The sequence below is a fragment of the Streptomyces sp. S4.7 genome (genome assembly GCF_010384365.1).
Taxonomy (GTDB): Bacteria; Actinomycetota; Actinomycetes; order Streptomycetales; family Streptomycetaceae; genus Streptomyces.
Window position 1 is genome coordinate 7,857,283 of sequence record NZ_CP048397.1, and the last position, 22,198, is coordinate 7,879,480.

General features: G+C 71.0%; 17 protein-coding genes and 2 pseudogenes. 10 read left to right on the top strand and 9 right to left on the bottom strand.

All coding sequences use genetic code 11. The features are described from left to right. The first annotated feature begins 141 nt into the window (after positions 1 to 141). From SSPS47_RS34290 to SSPS47_RS34300, 3 genes are all read left to right on the top strand, one after another. On the top strand, positions 142 to 1,125 hold the full coding sequence (locus SSPS47_RS34290; RefSeq protein ID WP_164254277.1) for an iron-sulfur cluster-binding domain-containing protein: 984 nt from the start codon (positions 142 to 144) through the stop codon (positions 1,123 to 1,125). Positions 1,126 to 1,616: 491 nt separating this feature from the next. Beyond that, entirely contained in the window at positions 1,617 to 3,473 is a 1,857-nt protein-coding gene (locus SSPS47_RS34295; RefSeq protein ID WP_164255297.1) for an ABC transporter ATP-binding protein, read from the top strand. After that, on the top strand, positions 3,470 to 4,030 hold the full coding sequence (locus SSPS47_RS34300) for an NUDIX hydrolase (RefSeq protein ID WP_239065185.1): 561 nt from the start codon (positions 3,470 to 3,472) through the stop codon (positions 4,028 to 4,030). Before SSPS47_RS34295 ends, SSPS47_RS34300 begins: the two co-directional genes overlap by 4 nt. Before the next feature lie 155 nt (positions 4,031 to 4,185). Here the strand turns inward: SSPS47_RS34300 and SSPS47_RS34305 are convergent, their stop codons facing one another. Next, complete coding sequence (locus SSPS47_RS34305; protein WP_164254278.1) at positions 4,186 to 4,737, bottom strand: AAA family ATPase; 552 nt, start codon at positions 4,735 to 4,737, stop codon at positions 4,186 to 4,188. A 214-nt stretch (positions 4,738 to 4,951) separates the two neighbouring features. Then, a complete protein-coding gene (locus SSPS47_RS34310; protein ID WP_164254279.1) occupies positions 4,952 to 5,953 on the bottom strand; it encodes a LacI family DNA-binding transcriptional regulator in 1,002 nt (333 codons plus the stop codon). A gap of 314 nt (positions 5,954 to 6,267) precedes the next feature. Between SSPS47_RS34310 and SSPS47_RS34315 the strand changes: the two genes are divergently transcribed. From SSPS47_RS34315 to SSPS47_RS34340, 6 genes are all read left to right on the top strand, one after another. Further along, positions 6,268 to 7,194, top strand: a complete 927-nt coding sequence (locus SSPS47_RS34315; protein WP_147877157.1) for a sugar ABC transporter permease — start codon at positions 6,268 to 6,270, stop codon at positions 7,192 to 7,194. Positions 7,195 to 7,197: 3 nt separating this feature from the next. Continuing rightward, a complete protein-coding gene (locus SSPS47_RS34320) occupies positions 7,198 to 8,184 on the top strand; it encodes a carbohydrate ABC transporter permease (RefSeq protein ID WP_164254280.1) in 987 nt (328 codons plus the stop codon). A gap of 147 nt (positions 8,185 to 8,331) precedes the next feature. Beyond that, positions 8,332 to 9,669 (top strand): sugar ABC transporter substrate-binding protein, encoded by a 1,338-nt coding sequence (locus SSPS47_RS34325; RefSeq protein WP_164254281.1) that lies wholly within the window; start codon positions 8,332 to 8,334, stop codon positions 9,667 to 9,669. Between the two features lie 125 nt (positions 9,670 to 9,794). Then, on the top strand, positions 9,795 to 11,837 hold the full coding sequence (locus tag SSPS47_RS34330) for a beta-galactosidase (protein ID WP_164254282.1): 2,043 nt from the start codon (positions 9,795 to 9,797) through the stop codon (positions 11,835 to 11,837). A gap of 373 nt (positions 11,838 to 12,210) precedes the next feature. Continuing rightward, the gene (locus SSPS47_RS34335; RefSeq protein ID WP_164254283.1) at positions 12,211 to 13,911 is read left to right on the top strand and encodes a glycoside hydrolase family 6 protein; all 1,701 of its coding nucleotides are present in this window, start codon (positions 12,211 to 12,213) and stop codon (positions 13,909 to 13,911) included. Positions 13,912 to 14,033: 122 nt separating this feature from the next. Beyond that, complete coding sequence (locus tag SSPS47_RS34340) at positions 14,034 to 15,035, top strand: LacI family DNA-binding transcriptional regulator (RefSeq protein WP_164254284.1); 1,002 nt, start codon at positions 14,034 to 14,036, stop codon at positions 15,033 to 15,035. A 38-nt stretch (positions 15,036 to 15,073) separates the two neighbouring features. On the opposite strand, the gene SSPS47_RS34345 is transcribed toward SSPS47_RS34340, so the two are convergent. From SSPS47_RS34345 to SSPS47_RS34375, 7 genes and pseudogenes are all read right to left on the bottom strand, one after another. Next, entirely contained in the window at positions 15,074 to 15,268 is a 195-nt protein-coding gene (locus tag SSPS47_RS34345; RefSeq protein ID WP_203558001.1) for a hypothetical protein, read from the bottom strand. 17 nt (positions 15,269 to 15,285) lie between these two features. Beyond that, a complete protein-coding gene (mptB, locus tag SSPS47_RS34350) occupies positions 15,286 to 16,812 on the bottom strand; it encodes a polyprenol phosphomannose-dependent alpha 1,6 mannosyltransferase MptB (protein WP_203558140.1) in 1,527 nt (508 codons plus the stop codon). 261 nt (positions 16,813 to 17,073) lie between these two features. After that, positions 17,074 to 18,066: an alpha/beta hydrolase gene (locus tag SSPS47_RS34355; protein WP_164254285.1), complete on the bottom strand. Its 993-nt coding sequence runs from the start codon at positions 18,064 to 18,066 to the stop codon at positions 17,074 to 17,076. A 109-nt stretch (positions 18,067 to 18,175) separates the two neighbouring features. Next, positions 18,176 to 18,376, bottom strand: a pseudogene (locus SSPS47_RS34360) (antibiotic biosynthesis monooxygenase); the annotation flags it as partial. 157 nt (positions 18,377 to 18,533) lie between these two features. Beyond that, positions 18,534 to 19,064, bottom strand: a pseudogene (locus SSPS47_RS34365) (SDR family NAD(P)-dependent oxidoreductase); the annotation flags it as partial. Positions 19,065 to 19,169: 105 nt separating this feature from the next. Next, positions 19,170 to 20,156: an aminoglycoside phosphotransferase family protein gene (locus SSPS47_RS34370; RefSeq protein ID WP_164254286.1), complete on the bottom strand. Its 987-nt coding sequence runs from the start codon at positions 20,154 to 20,156 to the stop codon at positions 19,170 to 19,172. Positions 20,157 to 20,214: 58 nt separating this feature from the next. Next, a complete protein-coding gene (locus SSPS47_RS34375) occupies positions 20,215 to 20,736 on the bottom strand; it encodes a hypothetical protein (RefSeq protein ID WP_164254287.1) in 522 nt (173 codons plus the stop codon). 302 nt (positions 20,737 to 21,038) lie between these two features. Between SSPS47_RS34375 and SSPS47_RS34380 the strand changes: the two genes are divergently transcribed. Continuing rightward, entirely contained in the window at positions 21,039 to 22,190 is a 1,152-nt protein-coding gene (locus SSPS47_RS34380; RefSeq protein WP_164254288.1) for an FAD-binding oxidoreductase, read from the top strand. Positions 22,191 to 22,198: the final 8 nt, after the last annotated feature.

A 22,198-nucleotide genomic window follows, 5' to 3' on the forward strand; every position in this document is an offset into this window, starting at 1 on the left:
CCTGGGACCGCTCGTCGTCACGCGCGACGGTCGGTGTGTGAGCCTCGGCGCCGCCCAACTGCGCACGCCCGTGGTCGCGTTGCTCCTCGACTTCGGTCGTGTTGTCCCGGTCGACGCGCTCGTGGACCGACTGTGGGGGCAGTGTCCGCCGCCGGGTGCCAGGAACGCCGTGCAGAACTACGTCCTGCGGCTGCGCCGGGCCCCGAGGACGACGGCCGCCCGTTCGTGGTGCCCGAGGGCGCCGAGTGTCCAGGCCAGGGTCTCCAGGCTCCAGGCGGGACCCCAGTTGTCGTCGAGGGCACGCTGCCGTACGAGTCGGTCGCACAGCGGCGCGAGCCCTCGGCGGACGCGGGACGCCCGCTGCTGCTGGTGGCCGCCGGCATCGGGATCACCCCCGCACTCCCTCTGCTGCGCTCGGTGGCGGCGACGGCGCCGCAGCGGTCCGTCACCGTGGTGAACGTGGCGCGGACCGAGCGCGAGACGCCGCTGTGGCCGGAGATCACCGCACTGGCGGACCTGCTCCCGAACGCCGAGGCCCGACTCCGCCCGCGCGGCGCAGCGCGACAACGCACAACGGGTCACCGCGCGAGCCAACACCGCACGACACCCGATGACAGACACGAAACCCATTTCACCGAGCCCGAGGGGCCGTTGCCGCCCGGCGCCCGCCAAGGGCGGCCCACCGCCGATGAGTTCGCACATCTCGCCAAGGACCCACTCACCGAGGCGTATCTCTGCGGTCCGTCCTCCTTCGTACAGTCGGTTCGGGCGGCCCTGCGGGCGGTGGGGCTGCCGGAGGAGTCGGTGAAGGACGAGCCGTTCTTCTCGCCGGTGGCGGCCGCGCTGACAGAGCTGCCGCCGCCCTCGCCGGGACCGTTCACCGTACGGTTCGCCACCAGCGGCATCGAGGCCCGCTGGACCCCCGAGGACGGAACCCTCCTCGATCTCGCGGAGTCGGCCGGGCTCCGGCTGCCCGCCGCCTGCCGGGCCGGAGCCTGCGGGACCTGCCGCCGGCCGGTGAAGGGCCGAACGGCGCACCTCCTCACCCCCGTCGCCACCGTCGGTGCGGGTAACGCGCTCCTGTGCTGCGCGGTCCCGACGTCGGACGTCACCCTGGACGACTGACCGGCCCCGGACGGCACGATCCTCCACGACGCCGTCGCAGCGCACGCGCAGCCCGGACCCGCCGGTCACAGCCCGGACCCGCCGGTCACAGCCCGGACCCGATCACGGGCCGGACCCGCCATCCGCTCGCATCGGCGTTTCGGCCATCCGTGCCACAGGGCGCGCTCCCGCCCGGCAAGGGCCCGTGCATCCGGCACGCACCGACTCCCCAGCGGTCACGCGGTTTTCGGAGCGTCCGAAACACACGCGTTCGAAAACGCCACCTGGTCGTTGAGCTTCACGACGTGCCCGATCGACCTTCCAGGAGGCCAAGTTGAGCCCGGCTGACGCACGGCGACGACACGGGGTAACGCGAGGTGGGCGGCATGAGTGAGTCCGGCGAAGCGTCAACCGGGAGCGTCCCGGGGCCGCGCACCACCCCGCCCCCGCCCGCGAAACTGCCCGCCGGGCCACCGGCCGGACAGGGCGCGCGGCCCGTTCCCGAGCCCGAGATGCGGTACGTCGACCTGACCGGCAGCCGTGAAGCCGCCGGGCGCTCGATCCGGATGCGCGACATGGCGCGCCGACTGCCGCAGTTGGTGAGCCGGTCCCTGGCACTGGCCTGGCGCGTCGACCGACGAGCGACCATCGGGCTCCTGCTGTGCCAGGCCGCCGCGGGCGTGATGCAGGCTCTGGGCCTGGTCGCCATCAGCGGAACCCTGACCGCGCTGCTGACCGGCGGGGACGTCTACGACCGGCTCCTCCAGGCGTGGCCGTCCGTTGCCCTGCTGGCCGGCGCGGCCGGCGCGCGAGCCCTTCTCGGGATCACGGTCAGCTGGCTCTCCTCCCGGCTCGGCCCGCTGATGTCGCGCGAGGCCGAGCAGATGCTGCTCACCGGCTGCGCCGAAGTGGAGCTGTGCGCCTACGACGAACCGGACTTCAACCGCGACCGCGAGGCCGCCGACCGGGGCGCCCAGGTCACCGGGGACCTGATCGACGAAGGACAGGACCTGATCGCCTCGGCTGCGTCCTTCCTGGCCGGAGCCCTCGTACTGGCAGGGGTGAGCTGGGTGCTCCTGCCGCTGCTGGTGGTGGCGAGCCTGCCGCAGGCCCTGGCCCAGGTCAGCGCCGCGCGCGTGCGCTATCTGGCGAACCTGCGCAGCAACGGCGACCAGCGGATGCTCTCGGTGCTGCGCTGGCACATCTACACGAAGGACGCCGCCGACCAGATCCGCGCCGGCACCATGGCCGGCTTCCTGTCCGGCCGCTACCGGCAGACGGTCACCCGGATCAACCGGGAGGACCGGGCCGCGGCCGACACCGGGGCCCGGATGTCCCTGGTCGGCGCCGTCTGCGGGGGACTCGGGTCGGCGGTCGTGTGGGGCGCGGTCGTATGGCTGCTGGCCAACGGCCGTATCAGCGTCGGGCACGCCGGCACGGCGGTCTTCGCCCTGCAGACGGCCGGCCAGTCGGTCCGCGGGCTGGTCTCCGTCGGGGCGCGCGCGGTGCGCACCGGGCTGTACATGGACGACTGGACCGGGTTCCTCGACAAGGCCGGCGGCTACCGCATGCGCCGCGGCGAGCACCGCCCCGAGGCGCCCAGGACGATCGAGATCACGTCGGTCACCCACCGCTACGCCGGCAAGGACAGGGACGCGCTGTCCGACGTCTCCCTCACCCTGCGCCGGGGTGAGGTCACCGCTCTGGTCGGCTTCAACGGCTCGGGCAAGTCGACACTGTCCAAACTCGTCAGCGGACTGTATCTCCCCACGGCCGGGCAGGTGTTGTGGGACGGCGTGCCGGTCGGCGACGCGGACCCGCAGGCGCTGTGGCGGCAAGTGGCCCTGGTGCCGCAGGACTACGCGCACTGGCCGCTGACGGTGCGCGAGAACATCACGCTCGGACAGCCCTCGCCGCAGGGTGACGCGGCGGTGCGCGAGGCATGCGAAGCCTCCGGAGCCGACGAAGTCGTCGACGGACTCGGCGCCGGTCTCGACACCCTCCTCGCCCGCGAATGGCTGAACGGGGAGGAGTTGAGCGGCGGCCAGTGGCAACGCGTCGCTCTCGGACGGGCGTTCTTCCGAAAGGCGGGGCTGCTGGTCCTCGACGAGCCGACCGCGAACCTGGACCCCCGAGCCGAGTACCGGATCTTCCAACGGCTCCGGGACCTGGCACGTGACCGGGTGGTGCTGCTGGTGACCCACCGCATCACCAATGTCGCCGTGGCCGACCGGATCGTCGTCCTCGACGAGGGCCGGATCGTCCAGCAGGGCACCTACCAGGAACTGGCCGAACAACCGGGCCTGTTCCAGCAGTTGCTCTCCTACCAGATCGCCTCCACGGCGGCCCCGAACGGTGAACAGCGATGACGCCCCGCGAGTCACCGACGACCGTGCCGGGTGAGCGGCCGAACGGTGCGGGGGCCGAGCCCCGGATGCCGCTCGACCAATACGCCGAGACCGTCCTCAAGGCGACCGCCTGGGCGTGCCTCTACTTCACCGACGAGGCCGACCGGCCGCTCCAGTTGCACTCCGTCTACTCTCCCGCCCACCCGTGGCAGCTCGTGGGCGGCACGATGGACCCGGGCGAGCGCCCCTGGCAGACGGCCGTCCGCGAGTGCCGGGAGGAAACCGGCATCACGCCCCACGGACCGCCCCGGCTACTGGCCATGGTGTACGGCCTGCCCGGTGGCGGGTGGCCCTACAGCACGATCGGCTGCGTCTTCGACGGAGGCCGGCTCACCGCGGCGCAGATCCGTGACATCACCGTCGACCCACGTGAGCACGACGAGGCACGCGTCCTGCCCCTGGCCGAGTGGGAGGCACTGATGCCGCCCCGCGACTTCACGCGCCTGAGCGCCGTGGAGAAGGCCAGCCGCACGGGCGAGGCCGCGTACGTCGACAGGTGGGACTGGGGGAACGAGTGAACAGCGGGTCCCGGGCCCGCCATCTCCCTTGCCGGGCCTGTCCCCGCGAGGCGCCCCCGCACATGACCGGTGTCCGGCGCCAAGTGGCGGCGGCGGGGTCGCGGTGCGTCGGGGTGTCGGTCGGGCCGGACGGAGACACCACCGGTGTGCCGCGGTCAGCTCACGAGCGCACGGCGGTCGGCCTCGCGGACGATGCGATCGGCGGTCTCGTCGGGCGTGAGGGCGGCGGTGTCGAACCACCAGCCGACATCGCCGAATTGGCGTCTCATGTCGGCGTCCAGGGCCTCGTAGCCGTCGAAGTCGAACCGGTCCCGCGGATCACGGATGGTGTTGCGGTACCGGCAGACCTCGATGCCCGGTGCGAGAACGACGAACAGTATCCGCCGGGCCGTGAGGAGTTCGAGGAAGAAGTCCAGCTTCTCGCGGGAGGGGACCATCGCGTCGATCAGCGGCGTGAAGCCGGCGTCGGCGAAGTTGTTCGCCAGAGCGCACAGATTGCGGTGCAACAGCTCGACCTGGCGTGCCGCTTCGTCGGCGGGCTCGCCCAGTGCCCAGACGAAGCCGCTGACGATCATCCGGTTGAGCTCATCCCCGTCGAGCCGGGCCGAGCGTGGCAGCCGCTCGGCGACGAGCCTGGTCACCGTCGACTTCCCGGCGCCCGGCAGCCCGGTCACGATCAGACAGTTCGGCGCTCCGGCACTGGCCACGCCCGCATGATGGCAGCGGTGCCCGCCGGGCGACAATCGCGTTTCCACCAGGGGGTGGGGTCTCCGCTGCCGTCAAAGACCCGCAGGAGCAGGGGAGTTGAGTCGTGGCCGCGCTACCCGAGCGCGCACTCCCGACGAGCGGGCCGGTCCACCTGACTGGTTGGCCCAGGCCGTGCCAGGCGTTCCGGGCCCCCGAAGCTCCGCCGGACAGGACCTAGCGGTCCGGACGGCGCGAAGGCGCAGAAGCGGTGCTGTCGCGTACGACGAGTCGTGTCGGGACGAGCGTGAGGCCGTGCCGCGTCTCCTCGCGACGCATCTGCCGCAGGACGCCCTCGACGCAGCGCCGTCCCACTTCGGCGAAGTCCTGGTGAATGGTGGTCAGGGGAGGCAGGAAGGAGCCGGCTTCGGGAATGTCGTCGAAACCGACGACGCTGACGTCTTCCGGTACTCGCCGGCCCCGCCCGTGCAGGGCCCGCAGGAGCCCCAGCGCCATCTGGTCGTTGGCGGCGAACACCGCCGTGCAGTCCTCCCGGGACGCGAGTTCCAGACCTGCCCGGTAGCCGGACTGCGCCGACCAGTCACCCCGTACCAGGGGCGGCGGGGTTCGCCCCGCTTCGGTGAGTTCGGCACGCCACGCGTCGGCGCGGCGCTGCGCGGCGTAGGACTCCTCGGGACCCGCGAGGTGCCAGACCGTGCGGTGGCCGAGGTCGAGCAGATGACGCACGGCGGTGCGCGTTCCGCCCGCCTGGTCGGTGTCGACGACGGTGTACCGGTCGCCGGCGTCCGAGTCGGCCACGACGACCTGGACGTTCGGCGGCAGCGACAGGGTCACCGCGTCGATCAGGTGCACTTCCTGGATGATGATGACGGCGTCCACGGCCAGTTCCCCCAGCCGGGAGAACGCCCCGCGCACCTCGTCCTGGGTGGGCACGGCGACGGGCAGGAGCGTGACCGCGTACCCCTCGTGCGCCGCGGAGGTGGCGATCGCCTCCAGGGTGCGTACGTTTCCCGTGGTGGAGAGGCCGAAGGTGATGACGCCGATCGTGCGGAACTCGCCGCGCTTGAGCGCCCGGGCGGCGCTGTTGGGCCGGTAGCCCAGCTCCTTCATGGCCGCCAGCACCTGCTGCCGGGTCTCTTCGTTCACCCCCGCGTATCCGTTGGAGACGCGGGAGACGGTCTGGGAGGAGACACCCACCAGCCGGGCGACATCCGCCATGGACGCGCCCCGGATGGTGCGGCCGGCCCGTTGCCCGTTGCGTACCGGCGTCCCCGGCACGCCTGCCGAGGTGCTGTCCACTGTGCCCACCCGTCTCCCTCGCCGCCTTCTCGCCGCCTCCGGACGTGGTTGCCCGCCGACCCTTGACCACCGTCAATGGGGCAGTGTAGACATGCCGCCACCAGATGTTTACGTAAACATAACAGCCGGTGATTCCTCGGCGCGCGACATGTTTACGTAAACATCAGGGCCGCCTCCGCACACCCCGCACAGCCCGCCACGCCGATTCCGAGATGGACGAGCGAGGAACGAACATGACGACGCCGCGACCGCCGAAGGCGGTGAGACGAAGCCCCTCTCCGTCCCCGCCGGGACAGAGCCGCCGTTCCTGGACGGGGTGGGGGTTCATCGGCCCCTTCGCGATCGTGTTCGCTCTCGTCTTCCTGGCGCCGATCGTCTACTCGATCCACCTCAGCCTGTTCCGGGACCAACTGATCGGCGGCACCACCTTCGTCGGTCTGGACAACTACGAACAGGCCTTGAACGACGACCAGTTCTGGGCCTCGCTCGGCAGGGTCTCGCTGTTCCTGGCCGTACAGGTGCCGATCATGCTCGGCATCGCCCTGCTGATCGCCCTCGCCCTGGACAGCGGTCGCCTCTACGGACGGGACTTCTTCCGCATCGCGATCTTCCTGCCGTACGCCGTGCCCGCCGTGGTCGCCACCCTGATGTGGGGCTTCATGTACGGCACCCGCTTCGGCCTGGTCGGCGACATCAACGAGGCTTTCGGCATCACCCTGCCCGACCCGCTGTCGACCGACCTGGTCCTCGCGTCGATCGGCAACATCGTCACCTGGGAGTTCGTCGGCTACAACATGCTGATTCTCTACGCCGCGCTGCGCGTCGTACCCCACTCGCTCTACGAGGCCGCGGAGATCGACGGCGCCGGGCAGTTCCGCGTCATCACCGCCATCAAGCTCCCCGCCATCCGCGGCGCCCTGGTCATCGCGACGATCTTCTCGGTCATCGGCAGCTTCCAGCTCTTCAACGAGCCGAACATCCTGCGGCAGTTGGCGCGCAACGCCATCACAACGGACTACACCCCGAACTTCTACACCTACTCGCTGTCCTTCAACGGGCAGCAGCACAACTACTCCGCGGCGGTCGCCATCATCATGGGGCTGATCACCATGGTCATCGCCTATGTCGTGCAGCTCCGCGGCATGCGCAGGGAGGCATAGCCCATGACCAGCACGGGCAGCACGAGCAGCGCGGGCAGCCCCGCCACGGCCGCCTCCCCGTCCGGACACCCCTCCGGATCCGTTCACGCCGCCGACGCGGGGAAGGACGCGCCCCGTCTGCGCACACCCCGCCGGCACACCCCCGGACGCCCCGGACGCAGCGTGCCGCTGACCGTGCTCACCGGCCTGGTCCTGCTGTACACCCTGGTGCCCCTGGCATGGCTGGTCATCAGCGCCACCAAGACCCAGGAGGGGCTCGCCGATTCGTCCGGACTCTGGTTCGGCGACGACTTCGCCCTGTGGGACAACATCGGCCAGACGTTCACCTACGACGACGGCATCTTCCTCCGCTGGCTGCTCAACACCCTGCTGTACGTGGTGCTCGGGGCCGGCGGCGCCACTTTCCTCGCGATCCTCGGCGGCTACGCGCTGGCGAAGTTCGACTTCCCCGGGAAACGGGCCGTGTTCGCCGTGGTCATCGGCGCCGTCGCCGTCCCGGGAACCGCTCTCGCGGTCCCCACCTTCCTCATGTTCAGCAAGATGGGGCTGACGGACAGTCCATGGGCGGTGATCATTCCCTCGCTGGTGTCGCCCTTCGGCCTGTATCTGATGTGGGTCTTCGCGACCGAGGCCATCCCCGTTGAGCTGCTGGAGGCCGCCCGCATCGACGGAGCGGGGGAGGCGCGCACCTTCTTCCGGGTCGCCCTGCCGCTGCTCGCCCCCGGCATCGTGACCGTGCTGCTGTTCACCACCGTCGCGACCTGGAACAACTACTTCCTGCCGTTGATCATGCTCAAGGACCCGGACTGGTATCCCCTGACCCTCGGCCTGAGCAGCTGGAACTCCCAGGCGGAGACGATCGGTGGCGACGTGATCTTCAACCTGGTGATCACCGGTTCCCTGCTCACCATCGTGCCGCTGATCGGCGCCTTCCTGCTGCTGCAGAAGTACTGGCAGTCCGGCCTCGCCGCCGGAAGCGTCAAGGAGTAGCGCAGCCCGCCCGCCCCTGAACGTCCGCCCGCCCCTGAACGTCCGCCCGCCCCTGAACGTCCGCCCGTACCCGTCCGCCCGTACACGTCCGCCGTTCCTCCCGCGAAGAACCCGCCGTCCCGCCCACGAAGAAGTGGAAGCACCTCCATGCGCAGAACTCACGGCCGCCTGCTGCGCGGCATCGCTCTCCTCTCCGTCCTCGCCCTGGGCGCGACCGCCTGCGGCGGCTCCGACGGCGACAGCTCCGACCAGAAACCGGTCTCCGCCGAGGACATCCAGGCGGCTCTGAAGAAGGGCGGTACGGTCACGGTCTGGGCCTGGGAGCCCACGCTGGAGAAGGTCGCCGCCGACTTCCAGGCGAAGTACCCCAAGGTCGAGATCGACCTCGTCGGTGAGCGGTCCGGCGACAAGCACTACACCGCGCTGTCGAACGCCATCTCGGCCGAGAAGGGCGTCCCCGACATCGCGCAGGTCGAGTACTTCGCGGTGGGGCAGTACTCCCTCACCAAGGGCCTCACCGAGTTGTCCCCCTTCGGCGCGGGCAAGCTGGCCGACAAGTACACCCCCGGCCCGTGGAACGCCGTGAGCGACGGCGACAAGGTATACGGCCTGCCCATGGACTCCGGCCCGATGGCGCTGTTCTACAACAAGAAGGTCTTCGACAAGCACAAGATCGCCGTGCCCACCACCTGGGACGAGTACGTCGACGCGGCCCGCGAACTCCACAAGGCCGACCCCAAGGTCTTCATCGCCAACGACGCGGGCGACGCCGGGTTCGCCACCAGCATGCTGTGGCAGGCCGGTTCACGCCCCTACACCGTCGACGGCACCAAGGTGAAGGTCGACTTCTCCGACGCGGGCGCGAAGAAGTACACCGACACCTGGCAGCAACTCCTCGACGAGAAGCTCCTCGCGCCCGTCAACGGCTGGACCGACGACTGGTACAAGGGCCTCGGTGACGGCACCATCGCCACCCTGGCCAGCGGCGCCTGGATGCCCGCCAACTTCGTCACCGGCGTGCCGAAGGCCGCCGGCGACTGGCGAGCGGCACCGATGCCGGCCTGGACCGAGGGCGACAAGTCGAGCGCGGAGAACGGCGGCAGCTCCCTGGCCCTGCCCGCGCTCGGCAAGAACAAGGAACTCGCCTACGCTTTCGCCGAGTACGCGAACGCCGGTGACGGCGTGCCGACCCGCGTCGAACAAGGAGCCTTCCCGGCGACCACCGCGGAGCTTCGGTCCGAGAAGTTCCGCGACACCGAGTTCGAGTACTTCGGCGGGCAGAAGGCCAACGAGATCTTCGCCGACTCCGCCGCCAATGTCGCCGACGACTGGGCGTACCTGCCCTTCCAGCAGTACGCCAACTCGATCTTCAACGACACCGTCGGCAAGGCGTACGTATCGGACACCGGGCTGGCCGCCGGGCTGAAGTCCTGGCAGGACGCCTCGGTCAAGTACGGCAAGGAACAGGGCTTCACCGTCGAGTAGTTCGAGTCGTCCGAGCAGCCCGACCGGCTCAGGTGGTCCGAGCGGACCCGGTGGTCCGGGTGGTTCGCGTTGTCGCGCTGCCCGGACACGGCCGTGAGCCCCCGTGACACCCCGGAAGGAACGCCATGATCTCCACCCTCCTGTCCCGGCCGCACGGGCCGGACGGTGATCCCACTCCACGCCTCGTGTACGGCGCCGACTACAACCCCGAGCAGTGGCCTCGCGAGGTATGGAAGGAGGACGTGCGGCTGATGCGCGAGGCCGGCGTCAACCTGGTCTCCGTGGGGATCTTCTCCTGGGCCCACATCCAACCGACGCCGCACAGCTGGGACTTCGGCTGGCTCGACGAGGTGATGGACCTCCTGCACGCGGGCGGCATCGCCGTCGACCTGGCCACCGCCACCGCGTCCCCGCCGCCCTGGCTCACCACGGCCCACCCCGAGATCCTCCCGGTGACCGCCTCCGGCGAGACGGTGTGGCCGGGCGCACGTCAGCACTGGCGCCCCACCTCTCCCGTCTTCCGTACCCACGCGCTCGCCCTCGTACGGAAGATGGCCGAGCGGTACGCGGACCATCCCGCCCTGGTGGCCTGGCACGTCTCCAACGAACTGGGCTGCCACAACATCTACGACCACTCGGACGACGCCGCCCGCGCCTTCCGAGACTGGCTGCGCGCCCGCCACACCACGCTCGACGCGCTCAACCACGCCTGGGGCACGGCGTTCTGGTCCCAGCGGTACAGCGACTGGGACCAGATCCTGCCACCCCGGCTGGCGGCCTCCCACCCCAATCCCACGCAGCAACTGGACTTCAAGCGCTTCTCGTCCGACGCGCTGAAGGACCATCTGCGCGCGGAGCGGGACGTCCTGCGGGAGATCACGCCCGATGTTCCCGTCACCACGAACTTCATGGTGATGGGCGGGACCAAGGGAATGAACTACCCGGACTGGGCGGCCGAGATCGACTTCGTCTCCAACGACCACTACACCCACCCCGGCCCCCAGGACCGGGACGAACTGTCCTTCTCCGCCAACCTCACGAGCGGTATCGCCGGCGGCCGTCCCTGGTTCCTGATGGAGCACTCCACCAGCGCCGTCAACTGGCAGCCCGTCAACGTGTCCAAGCGCCAGGGGGAACTGGCCCGCGATTCGCTGCTGCACGTCGCGCACGGCGCCGACGCCGTCTCCTTCTTCCAGTGGCGCCAGTCGGCGGCCGGCGCCGAGAAGTACCACTCCGCGATGGTCCCGCACGCCGGACCCGACAGCGAAGTCTTCCGCGCGGTCACCGGCCTCGGACAGACCCTGCGGGCACTGGCGCCCGTCGCGGGGACCGAGCGTGAACCCGCCCGTGTCGGCATTCTCTTCGACTGGGACTCCTGGTGGGCCTGCGAGCAGGACTCCCACCCCACCTCCCGGCTCGACTACCGGCAGGAAGCGCTCGACTGGTACTCCGCCCTGCTCGCCCTCGGGATACGGGCCGACGTTGTCACCACCTGGACCAATCTCGAACGGTACGACCTCCTGATCGCGCCCGTACTGCATGTGATCCCCGCGGCACTGGCCGCCCGGCTCACGCGGTACGCCGACAACGGAGGGCACCTCGTCACCACGTACTTCTCCGGTGTCGTCGACGAGAACGACCACATCTGGCTCGGCGGCCACCCCGGAGCGCTGCGCGAGTTGCTGGGCATCCGCATCGAGGAGTTCGGTCCGCTGCTCGATGGTGAGAGCGTCTCGCTGGACGGCGCGGGTCCGGGCACCCTGTGGACCGACCGGATCACCGTCACCGACCCCGAGGCCGAGGTGCTGGCCCGCTACGAGACCGGTGAGTACGCGGGCCGGCCCGCCGTCACCCGCCGTACGGCGGGCCGGGGTTCGGCCGCGTACATCTCCACCAGGCTCGGCGTGATCGGCCTCGTCGGCCTGCTGCCGAAGCTGCTCGCGACCGCCGGTGTGGAGAGCGAGCTTCCCGAGTCCGTGCGCGGAAGCGTCGAGCAGGCCGTACGCCGCGACGCCGGGGCCCGCTACCTGTTCCTGGTCAACCGGACCGACGGGCCGGTACCGCTGCCCGGACTCACCGGGGAGATCCTGACCGGCCGGAGAGACGCCGAGGGCGTGCTCGTCCTGGCGCCGAGGGAAGCCGCCGTACTGCGACAGCCCAACCCCTGACCCCCGCGCACGCGAACGTGAACGCGGCACCGGGTCCGTTTCCGGACCGTCCCGCCTGCCTGCCGGGCAGGACGGTCCATCACCACCCGCACACATCGACGCGCGTCAGTGGTCGATCTTTGAAGCCCACGGCCCTCCGCTCTGTCGAATGAGTTCGACTCTTCAAGAACCTTGACCGGGCCATGACCCGCGACCACTATGGGAGCGCTCCCACCGATTCAAGGCTTGACGCGCCGCAGGCGACTTTTTTGCTGTGCGGCGCAGCGCACCAGATGTCCCGGACTGATCAGCTCCTTCGACGGCACCCCCACCCGCATTCGGCATCGGGCCGCCGCGACCATCGGCGCGCCCCGGACGGAGAGTGACTTCAGCCATGAGATCCCGCACGGCCTTACTGGCCGCCGCCGCCCTGACAGCAGCCGCCACCGGAACAGCCACCGCCGCGAGCCCGGCCCCGAACGGCGCCGCCGCCGCGGGCTGCACCGTCGCCTACACGGTGCAGACCCAGTGGGACTCCGGTTTCACCTCCGGCGTCACGGTCACCAACACCGGCGACCCGGTGAGCGGCTGGAACCTGACCTGGTCCTTCGCGGGCAACCAGCGCGTCACCCAGGGCTGGAACGCCGACATCGCGCAGAGCGGCGCCGGCGTCACCGTCAGGAACGTCGCCCACAACGGCACGCTCGCCACCGGCTCCTCCGCCTCCTTCGGGTTCAACGCCTCGTACAGCGGCGCCAACACGACACCGGCCACGTTCAAGCTGAACGGCGTCACCTGCAACGCCGGCCCCACCGACCCGACCGACCCGCCCACCGATCCCGGTGAGCGCGTGAACAACCCCTACGCCGGCGCCAAGGTCTATGTGAACCCCGAGTGGTCCGCCAAGGCCGCCGCCGAACCCGGCGGCAGCCGCATAGCCGGCCAGCCGACCGGCGTGTGGCTCGACCGCACCGCCGCGATCGAGGGCGTCGGGAGCGCCATGGGCCTGCGCGACCACCTCGACGAGGCACTGACGCAGAAGGGCTCCGGTGAACTCGTCGTCCAACTCGTCATCTACAACCTGCCGGGCCGCGACTGCTCCGCCCTCGCCTCCAACGGGGAACTCGGCGCGACCGAGATCGGGCGCTACAGGACCCAGTACATCGACCCGATCGCCGCGATCCTCGCCGACCAGAAGTACGCCGGGCTGCGCATCGTGACGACCGTCGAGATCGACTCACTGCCCAACCTCGTCACCAACACCACCCCGCGCCCGACCGCCACCCCCAACTGCGACACGATGAAGGCGAACGGCAACTACCAGAAGGGCGTCGGCTACGCCCTGAACAAGCTGGGCGACGCGCCCAACGTCTACAACTACGTGGACGCCGGCCACCACGGGTGGCTCGGCTGGGACGACAACCTCGGCCCGTCCGCGGAACTCTTCAAGACCGCCGCCACGACCGAGGGCGCGACCCTCGGCGACGTCCACGGCTTCATCGTCAACACCGCGAACTACAGCGCTCTGAAGGAAAACCACTTCACGGTCGACGACGCCGTCAACGGCGTCTCGGTCCGCCAGTCCAAGTGGGTCGACTGGAACCGCTACGTCGACGAACTCTCCTACGCCCAGGCCATGCGCGCCAAGCTCGTCTCGCTCGGCTTCGACACCAACCTCGGCATGCTGATCGACACCTCCCGCAACGGCTGGGGCGGCACCGCCCGGCCCGCCGCTCCCGGGCCGAGGACGACCGTGGACGCCTACGTCGACGGCGGTCGCTACGACAGGCGCATCCACCTCGGCAACTGGTGCAACCAGTCCGGCGCCGGCCTCGGCGAACGGCCCCAGGCAGCGCCCGCCGCGGGCATCGACGCCTACGTATGGATGAAGCCGCCGGGGGAGTCGGACGGTTCCAGCACGGCGATCCCGAACGACGAGGGCAAGGGCTTCGACCGCATGTGCGACCCGACGTACGAGGGCAATCCCCGGAACAACAACAACATGTCGGGGGCGCTGTCCGGAGCACCCCTGTCCGGGCACTGGTTCTCCGCCCAGTTCCAGGAACTCATGAAGAACGCGTACCCGGCGCTGTAGTACCTCTCTCCGGCGAGGCGAGGCGAGTCGAAGCGCTTCGACTCGCCTCGCCGGAGGGCCGCGCCGTCGCACCGCAGCACAGACCGTCGAAGCGGTTCGCAACCGAGTCCGGGAGAGCGGGAATGATCACCCTTGCCGAGGTCGCCAGGCACGCCGGAGTCTCGGCCAGCACGGTGAGTTACGTCCTCAGCGGCAAGCGGTCCATCTCACCGGGCACCTGTGAGCGCGTCGAGCGCAGCATCCACGAGCTGGGCTACCACGCGGGCGCGCGGGCCCTGGCGGGCGGCAAGTCCGACGTCATCGCCCTGGTGTTGCCGCTGCGCACCGATACGTACGCCCCGGTGACGATGGAGACCGTGCTCGCCGTCACCACCACGGCCCGCACGTACGGCTACGACGTGCTGCTGCTGACCGGCGACGACGGCCCCGCCGCAGTCCGCCGGGCCAACGCCGGCGCTCTCGCGGACGCCATGATCCTCATGGATGCCGAGCCGGCGGACGAGCGGCTTCCACTGCTGCGCGAGAGCGACAAACCGTCCGTACTGATCGGCCTGCCCGCCGACCCGACCGGCCTGACCTGTGTGGACCTCGACTTCACGGCGACGGGCGCGCTGTGCGCCGAACACCTGGCCGCACTGGGCCACCGTGACATCGCTCTGATCACCGAGCCGCCCGCCGTCCACGAACACCCCACCGGATCCGCCGGGCGGACCCTGCACGGGCTGCGCGCCAAGAGCCGTGAACTGGGCCTGAGCGTCCATCACCTGTCGGGCGGCGACGGCCGCACGGCCATGACGGACACGCTCGCCCACACCTTCGCCGAGCACCCCGCCACCACGGGATTCGTGGTCCAGCACGAGCCGGCGGTCGAGCCCCTGCTCCACTCGCTGCGCCGACTGGGCCGACCGGTCCCCGAGGACATCTCCGTGATCGCGATCTGCCCGGACCGGGTGGCGTTCCACTCGTCCGTACCCCTCACCTCGGTCGCCATCCCGACACCGGAGCTGGGCCGGCGGGCAGTGGACCGGATCATCGCCGAACTGACGGGCGAGGGCGCCGCCGACATCACCCTGATCCCCCCAGCCCTGACAACCCGCACCACCTCGGGCCCCGCGCCCGTGTAACACCTGATGCGGGCCCCCGCGCTGCGGGACGCTCGCTCCTAACTGTCGTCGCTGCCGGTCCCGTTCAGGCCGGCGCGCCGGTTGCTCTGCGAGCGGTGCACCAGCTTGCCCGCGGCGAGCGTCACGGCCGCAACAGCACGCGCCGAGCCGGGCCCACCACGCTCGGCCCACACCACACACACGCACCCACCGACAGCGAGCGCCACGACGCCGAGCAGTACCGGAGCGATCATGCTTCCCACCTCTGCGTTCATTCGTTCGGTCCCGCTGATCTTCTCAGGCGCCGGAAATCCCTGTTCCGGAAGCGCCGACGCATGGTCGGTGGACGGCGGTCCACGGGCCGCGAGTGCGGCCCGGGCGCCGCCTCACCGGGGACTCTCGTCATACCGCCGCCCGACATCTCGCGCGCCCACCACAGTGCGACCACCGCGAACACCGCGCCGCAGATCGCGAGCGTCAACTGGGCCCCGTCCGCGGCGACTCCGCTGGGCAGCTGGGCCAGCGCGAGCACCCCGCTGGCGACGGCCACCACCCGGCGCGCCGGCCCCGGCGGGGCTGCCGCCGCCAACGGGAACAGCCCCCACAGCACGTACCACGGGCGGATCGCCGGGCCCAGGACGGCGACCGCGATCAGACTGAGGCCCAGCGCGTACACGGGGCTGTGCCGGGGGCCGCGCAGCCACACCACCAGCACGGCGACGGCCGTCGCCACCAGGCCGACCGCGCGCCACGCGTCCAGGGCGAACGGTGCCAGGTCGCTGCCCGCGCTGTGCAGAACCGACCCGGTCATCCGGCCGAGGAGGGAGGTGAGGGCCCAATTGTGCGGGGAGACCGGGGTGTTGAGGGCGCCGATCCAGCCGTACCCGGTCCCGGTGACAGCGGTCACCACGGCGGTCGTGGCGAGCGCGACAGCGCAGACCGCGCCCGTCGCCCGGAACCATCGGTACCGACCGGTGAGCCCGCCGGCCCAGAACACGGCGACGGCCGACAGGCCGAGCGCGGCGGGCGCCTTGACCAGCGCGGCGAGAGCCATCAGGACCGCGCCCAGCACGGGAAAGCGGCCCCTCGCGGCCACCAGCGCCACGCCGAGCAGCCCCAGCATCACGGCGTCGTTGTGCGCGCCGGCCACCAGATGCAGCAGGAGCAGCGGATTGAGCGCCCCCAGCCACAGCGCGGCATCCGGGGCGGTGCCACCGCGGCGTGCGAGCAGCACCAGCGACAGCACCATCAGGCCCACTCCGAGCAGCGCGACCAGCCGCATACCGAGCACACCGGCCGAGAGCCCCGCCCCCGAAGCACGCGCGATCACCGAGGCGAACGACAGGAACAGCGGACCGTACGGAGTCGGCGTGTCCTGCCAGAGCGGCGACACCTGCGCGGCGAGCGGACCGCCGAGCCGGTCGGGACCGTGGGCGTACACATCGATCCGGGCATCCACCATCGCGCCCTGCGCCAGATAGCTGTACACATCACGGCTGAACAGCGGCGGGGCGACCACCAGCGGCGCGGCCCACACCATGAGCGTGACCACCATGGCGCGCGTACCGGGCGGCCGCGGTCCGCGCACGGCGCGGCCCAGCCAGGCCCAGGCCGCGACGAGCAGCACGAGCCCGAAGTAGGCGCCGAAGAGTCCCACCGCCGCCGCTCCCGACGACGGTGCCAGGGCCCCACCGACCGGCAGGGCACCGGCCCCCGTGCCGCCGACGGCCACGGCCGTGGACCCGGTGAGCCCCAGTAGGCGGCATTTGCGTATATGCGATTCGTCGCCCGGGGTCAGCACCCCGGGAGCGTGCCTGCGGCCGGTGGCGGGAAGGGAACGCGCGGTGCGCCGGGGGGAGTCCGGAGCATGTCGGGTGCGACGGCGCCGAGGCCGGGCCGCCGTCCCCGGCGCGCGGGAAGCCCATCACACAGGCCCGTTCGCTCCAGATCCCTCAGCCTCAGATCCGTCCTCAGCCGGTTTCTCCGCCCCCGATCCGTCCGCGGCAGGTCCGTCGCTCCGCGCGTAGCCGAACTGACGGGCTGGCGACCCCGTATGTCCTCAGGCGAGCGCCTTCTGCTCGACGCCACCGGCGGGGACCGGGGCCAGGACCCGGGTGAGCCAGCCGGTGCGGGTCCGGCGGGCCGCGGCTGAGACGTGCGCCTGCGGGAACAGCGCGTCCAATCCGTGGCAGCCGCCCGCCCAGACGTGCAGTTCGGCCTGGCCACCGGACGCCCAGATCCTGGTGGCGTAGGCGACGTCCTCGTCGCGGAAGACCTCGGCGGAGCCCGCGTCGACGTAGGCGGTCGGCAGGTTCGAGACGTCGTCGGCCACCGCCGGTGAGACATGGCCGGGTACCTGCTCGTCCTCGGCGCCGCCGAGGACCGACCGCCAGCCGAACGCGTTCATCTCGCGGGTCCAGACACCGGGGTCACCGGAGTACTGCCGACTGGAGACGGTGACGTTGCGGTGGTCGAGCATGGGGCAGATCAGCATCTGCGCGGCGATTGCCGGTCCGCCGAGATCGCGGGCCAGCAGCGCGACGCCGGCGGCGAGTCCGCCGCCGGCGCTCGTACCCGCGACGACGATCCGGGCGGGATCGATGCCCAGCTCGGCGGCGTGCCCGACGGTCCGGAGCAGTCCTTGGTAGCAGTCGTCGACCAGGGTCGTGCCGGTGGCCTCCGGTGCGAGCCGGTAGTCCACGGTGACCACGACCACGCCGAGCTCGTCGAGCCACTCCAGCGGGATGTCGATCTGCGAGAAGCGGTCACCCATGACCATCCCGCCGCCGTGCATCCCGTAGACGCACGGTGCGCCGACCGGGCTCTCGGCCCCGGCGGGGCTGAAGACCGACAGCGGAATCGGCGTTCCGTCCGACCCGGGCACGGTGACCTCGCGCCGGTCGACCGCGCGGCCGACGAGCAGTGGCTCGACGGGCAGCGACGAGAACGGGCGGATCCGCGCGAGCGCCTCGGCGTCGAGATCTGACCGCAGCTCCATATCGGCGAGCAGCGTGCGCAGTTCGGGGTCGAGGCCGGGCCGGGGCACAGACATGATGGAGACCTTTCGTCAGACGACGCAGTGTGATGAGGGAGAGAAAAGGGGCCGCCCGGCCGCCGTGCGGGAGCGCCGGGCGGGAACGGGAAGGACCCGCCGACCGGTCTCAGAAAGCCGCTTTCCCGCGGACCGGGACGTAGTCGGTGTACGAGGGCTCCTCGGCCAGCAGTCCGCCTGTCCGCGCGGCGATCGCCTGGGTGGCCTCGCCGGCGAAGGCCCGGTGGTGGTCCTCCTCGCTCGTCCAGCCCTCGGTGACATGGACGACGGCGGGGTCGGACGCGGAGCGGGAGACGAGATAGACGACGCACAATCAGGCGTCAGTTCGGCTCGCCCCCCAGCCAGGACGCGGCCCGCCTGCGGCCGGCGGCGCGTACGCCCGCGGCCGTGCTTCCCTGATGTATCGAGCCGTCAGGCGCGTTTCGGCGTGGTGGCAGTACGGCGCCATCACGCCCGCCTACGGGTGGTCACTTCGCCTGGGCGAGCTGGACCGCGTCGGGACCGGCCGGGAACCGCAGCTGTCCGGTCGTGTCGTGCACCGCCCGCCACACCGTCTCGGCGACATCGCTCTCCTTGGTGAACAGGTTCTGACCCGTGAAGTCGCCCATGGCCTTCTGTGCCCACGAGGCGTAGGCAGCCGGGACCAGCTCGTCCGGCGAGGCGCCGTGCATCGCGTTGGCCGCGAAGTTCGTCGTCAGACAGGCACCCGGCTCGACAGCCTTCGCCTGCACGCCGAACGGGGCGAGTTCGAGGGCGAGTGACGCGGTGAACCCCTCGATGGCCATCTTGCTCGCCTTGTAGACCGCCGAGAGCGGCATGTGGCCCAGCACCACGCTGGAGGTCACGTTGACCACGACGCCGGAGCCGCGCTCGCGGAACTGGGGGAGTACGGCCTGCGTCGTCGCCATCACGCCGAAGGTGTTGGTCTCGAAGACGTCCCGCACCCGGTCCATGGGCGTGCCCTCGAACACACCGATCGAGGGGACACCCGCGTTGTTGGTGATCCTCAGGGACGGCGGGAACGTGGGCGGGTGGCATCTTCCCGCTCCACAGAAGAACTCGTAAATCCCATTTAACCGCTCTGACCTGCGGTGACAGTAGAACTATTCTCGCTTCCCCTTGCACAATCCTCTCGGCTCAGACGGCGCGTCCATCAGGGCGGTGACATAGGCGTCAAGCCGCTCCTCCACGAATCGGGTCGTCAGCTCCGCCCTCCCCGCCTCCCGCCACGGCTGCGACACCAGATGCACTTCCTCCGAGAACGCCAGCGCGTCCCGCACCCGCCAGTACAGGCGCCCGCTCGGGTCCGCGGCCTGCACCCCGCCCGCCTCCCCGTACGCCTCGGAGAACCGCAGCCCCCACTCCGGGCCGTGCAGCAGTGAGAGGTTCGTGGAGCAGTGCGCCACGTCCAGATCCGCCGGTTCCCAGGAGGTCGCCGTCCAGTCCACGACGCCGGTGATCCGGGGACCTGCCGGGCCCGGGGGCGGCACGTCGAACAGCACGTTGCCGGGATGGAAGTCCCGGTGCAGGAACCGCCCTTCACAGGACGGCGCGGGCCCCCGGATCACGTCGATCGCCGCGGCCCATGCCCCCGCGTCGGCGCCCTTCGGGATCACGATGGTGTCGGCGGTCGTCAACGTCGTATACCCCGGAGGACGCTCGGCGGGCCGCAACGCGTGGATCGCCACGAGTTGACGCGCCAGCAGAGGCACGCGCGCCTCCAGCCCCTTGTCGCCGAGGACTGGCCGCCCCGCCAGATGTGTCATGAGGAGCGACGGATACTCGCAGTGCGCGCCGGCCGGATCAACCGCGACCAGCCCGGGGGCCGGCACACCGGTCCCCGTGAGCAGCGCCAGTGCTCCGGCCTCCCTGCTCAGCCCGTCCCGGGCGTCCTCCACATCGACGAAGGTCCGCAGCACCAGCTCACGGGTGCCTCCGCCCCGCGCCCCGATGGTCAGCCGCCGCATCTCGGCGGTGATGCCGCCGTGCAACGCCTCGGCTCCGAGGACCCGTTCGCCGGCCTCCAGCTGCCGGCCGACCCAGGCCAGCGTCAACGGTCGGACAACTGCCGCCTCATCGTGGTTGGTCACGGTGCCACCCCACCATCCGGACGGGGGCACGCGCGAAAGCTTTACCGGAGGCGAGTGGTCAACGACCTGCGCTTCGCTCCGTACCGCGGGTGTAAGGAGCGAACAACAGGGACCAGTTGGCCACGGTGGAGCGAGAGCCCATCGCCTGATGCGCTCCCGCCGTGTCGTCGGCGGCCCCCACCGTGGCCGCGTCCAGGAGATACGGCAGGTGCCCGTGCGCGGCGCCGGCGTTCCCGGTCTCCAGCGCGCCGCTGGTGAAGGTGCGCTGTTCGTCGCGCCACACCAGGTCCGAGCCGTCGACCGAGGCCCGGACCAACTGCGCCCAGTAGACCTCGTCGTGGGCACCCGTCCGCTGACGCATGTGCCGCGCGGCGAACCGGGCCATGGCCTCCCCGTCGTCGATCAGCGGAGAGAGCACCTGGTCGGACGAGAAGTCGAAGCCGAAGAAGAGACGGCGCCCGTCGAGGACCAGCGATTCGACACCGCCGATCACCCCGGTACGGCCGGGCAGCCCAACAGCCAGGTCAACTGCCCTCTCCACCGCCGCCGGTGTGCCCGCCGCCGTTCCCTCGAATGCCATGGTCGCCCCCCTCGCGGTCCCTGCCGGACCGTCAGCACAGTGTCCACAGCATCGCACTGAACACCCGTACCTCGACATCCTCGAACCACGAAGCCGTGGTTGACCTCCGGACTCGCCCGGTACCCGCCACCGCGAACAGCCGGCCACCACCATCGCCGGCGAACACGGGAGCGGAGTCGTCTCCGTCTCTCCGTCCGACACGCGCGTGAGTCATCGACGTGGTCAGCACCGCTCACCGCCCGATAAGGCCGCGCGGGGTGGACGCCGTGGACGCTAGGGTCCTGAACGTGATGAACCCACCGGTGAGTAGGCAGTTGATCGTCGTCGGCGCCGGCATCGTCGGTGCGTCGGTGGCGTATCACGCCGCCCGGGCGGGAGCCACCGTGACGTTGGTCGACGCCGGGCAGCCGGGCGCCGGAGTGACGGCGGACTCGTTCGCCTGGGTCGGCGCGTCCGGCGTGCGTGAGGGTCCGGCCGCCGGGCTGCGGGCCACCGCCACGGCGGAGTACCGCCGGCTCGGGGCCGAGTTGCCGGGACTCCCGGTGACCTGGTCCGGTTCGCTGGTCTGGAACAGCCAGGCCGGCGCGCCGGATGCCGGGCCGGGTCAGACGATCGTGGACGCGGCCACTGTGGCGACGCTCGAGCCCGCTCTTCGCCGGCCTCCCGAGTGGGCTGTCTGGGCGCCGGACGACGGCGCTGTCGACTCGGTGGGCGTGACCGAGCGGCTGGTCGCGGGGGCTCGCGCCCATGGGGCCCGGATACATCTGGACACGCCGGTCACCGGGGTCCGCCGGGATACGGCGGGCCGGATCGCCGGGGTCGAGACGGCAGCGGGACCGCTCTCCGGTACGACGGTGGTGCTGGCGGCCGGGGTTGCCACGGCCGCGCTGGCCGCCCCGCTCGGCGTGCGCGTCCCGGTGGAACCCTCCCCGTGTCCGCTGTTCCGGTTCAGCGCCCCGGCCGGTCTGGTCCGCACCGTGGTCAACACCGAGGACTTCGATCTCCGGCAGGTCGCCGCCGACCGGCTGATCGCCGCCGCGGACTCGCCCGAACGGACCCTTGCCGCCGTCCGGTCCACTTTCCGGGGCGCCGGGAGTGTCGAGCTGCTCAGCACCCGGATCGGAGTGCGCCCGATGCCGGCCGACGGCGAGCCGGTCGTCGGCCCGGTCGCCGAGGTCCCCGGCCTCTACTTGGCGGTGATGCACGCGGCGGTCACCCTCGCCGCGGCCGTGGGCCGCCTGGCCGCACGGGAGTTGGTCGACGGAACCGCCGAGCCGGCTCTGTCGGGCTGCCGCCCGGACCGCTTCCGACGGTTGGGCGTCGTCATTTCCCGTCCCCGTCCCCGTCCGACCGTCCGACGGCGCCGACACCGCGACACCTCCGCGTCGAACCGGGTACAACCATCCGTGCCGTTCGGGGGTCTACCAAGTGTGAGCAAACCACTCTCGGAGTAACAAGGGGG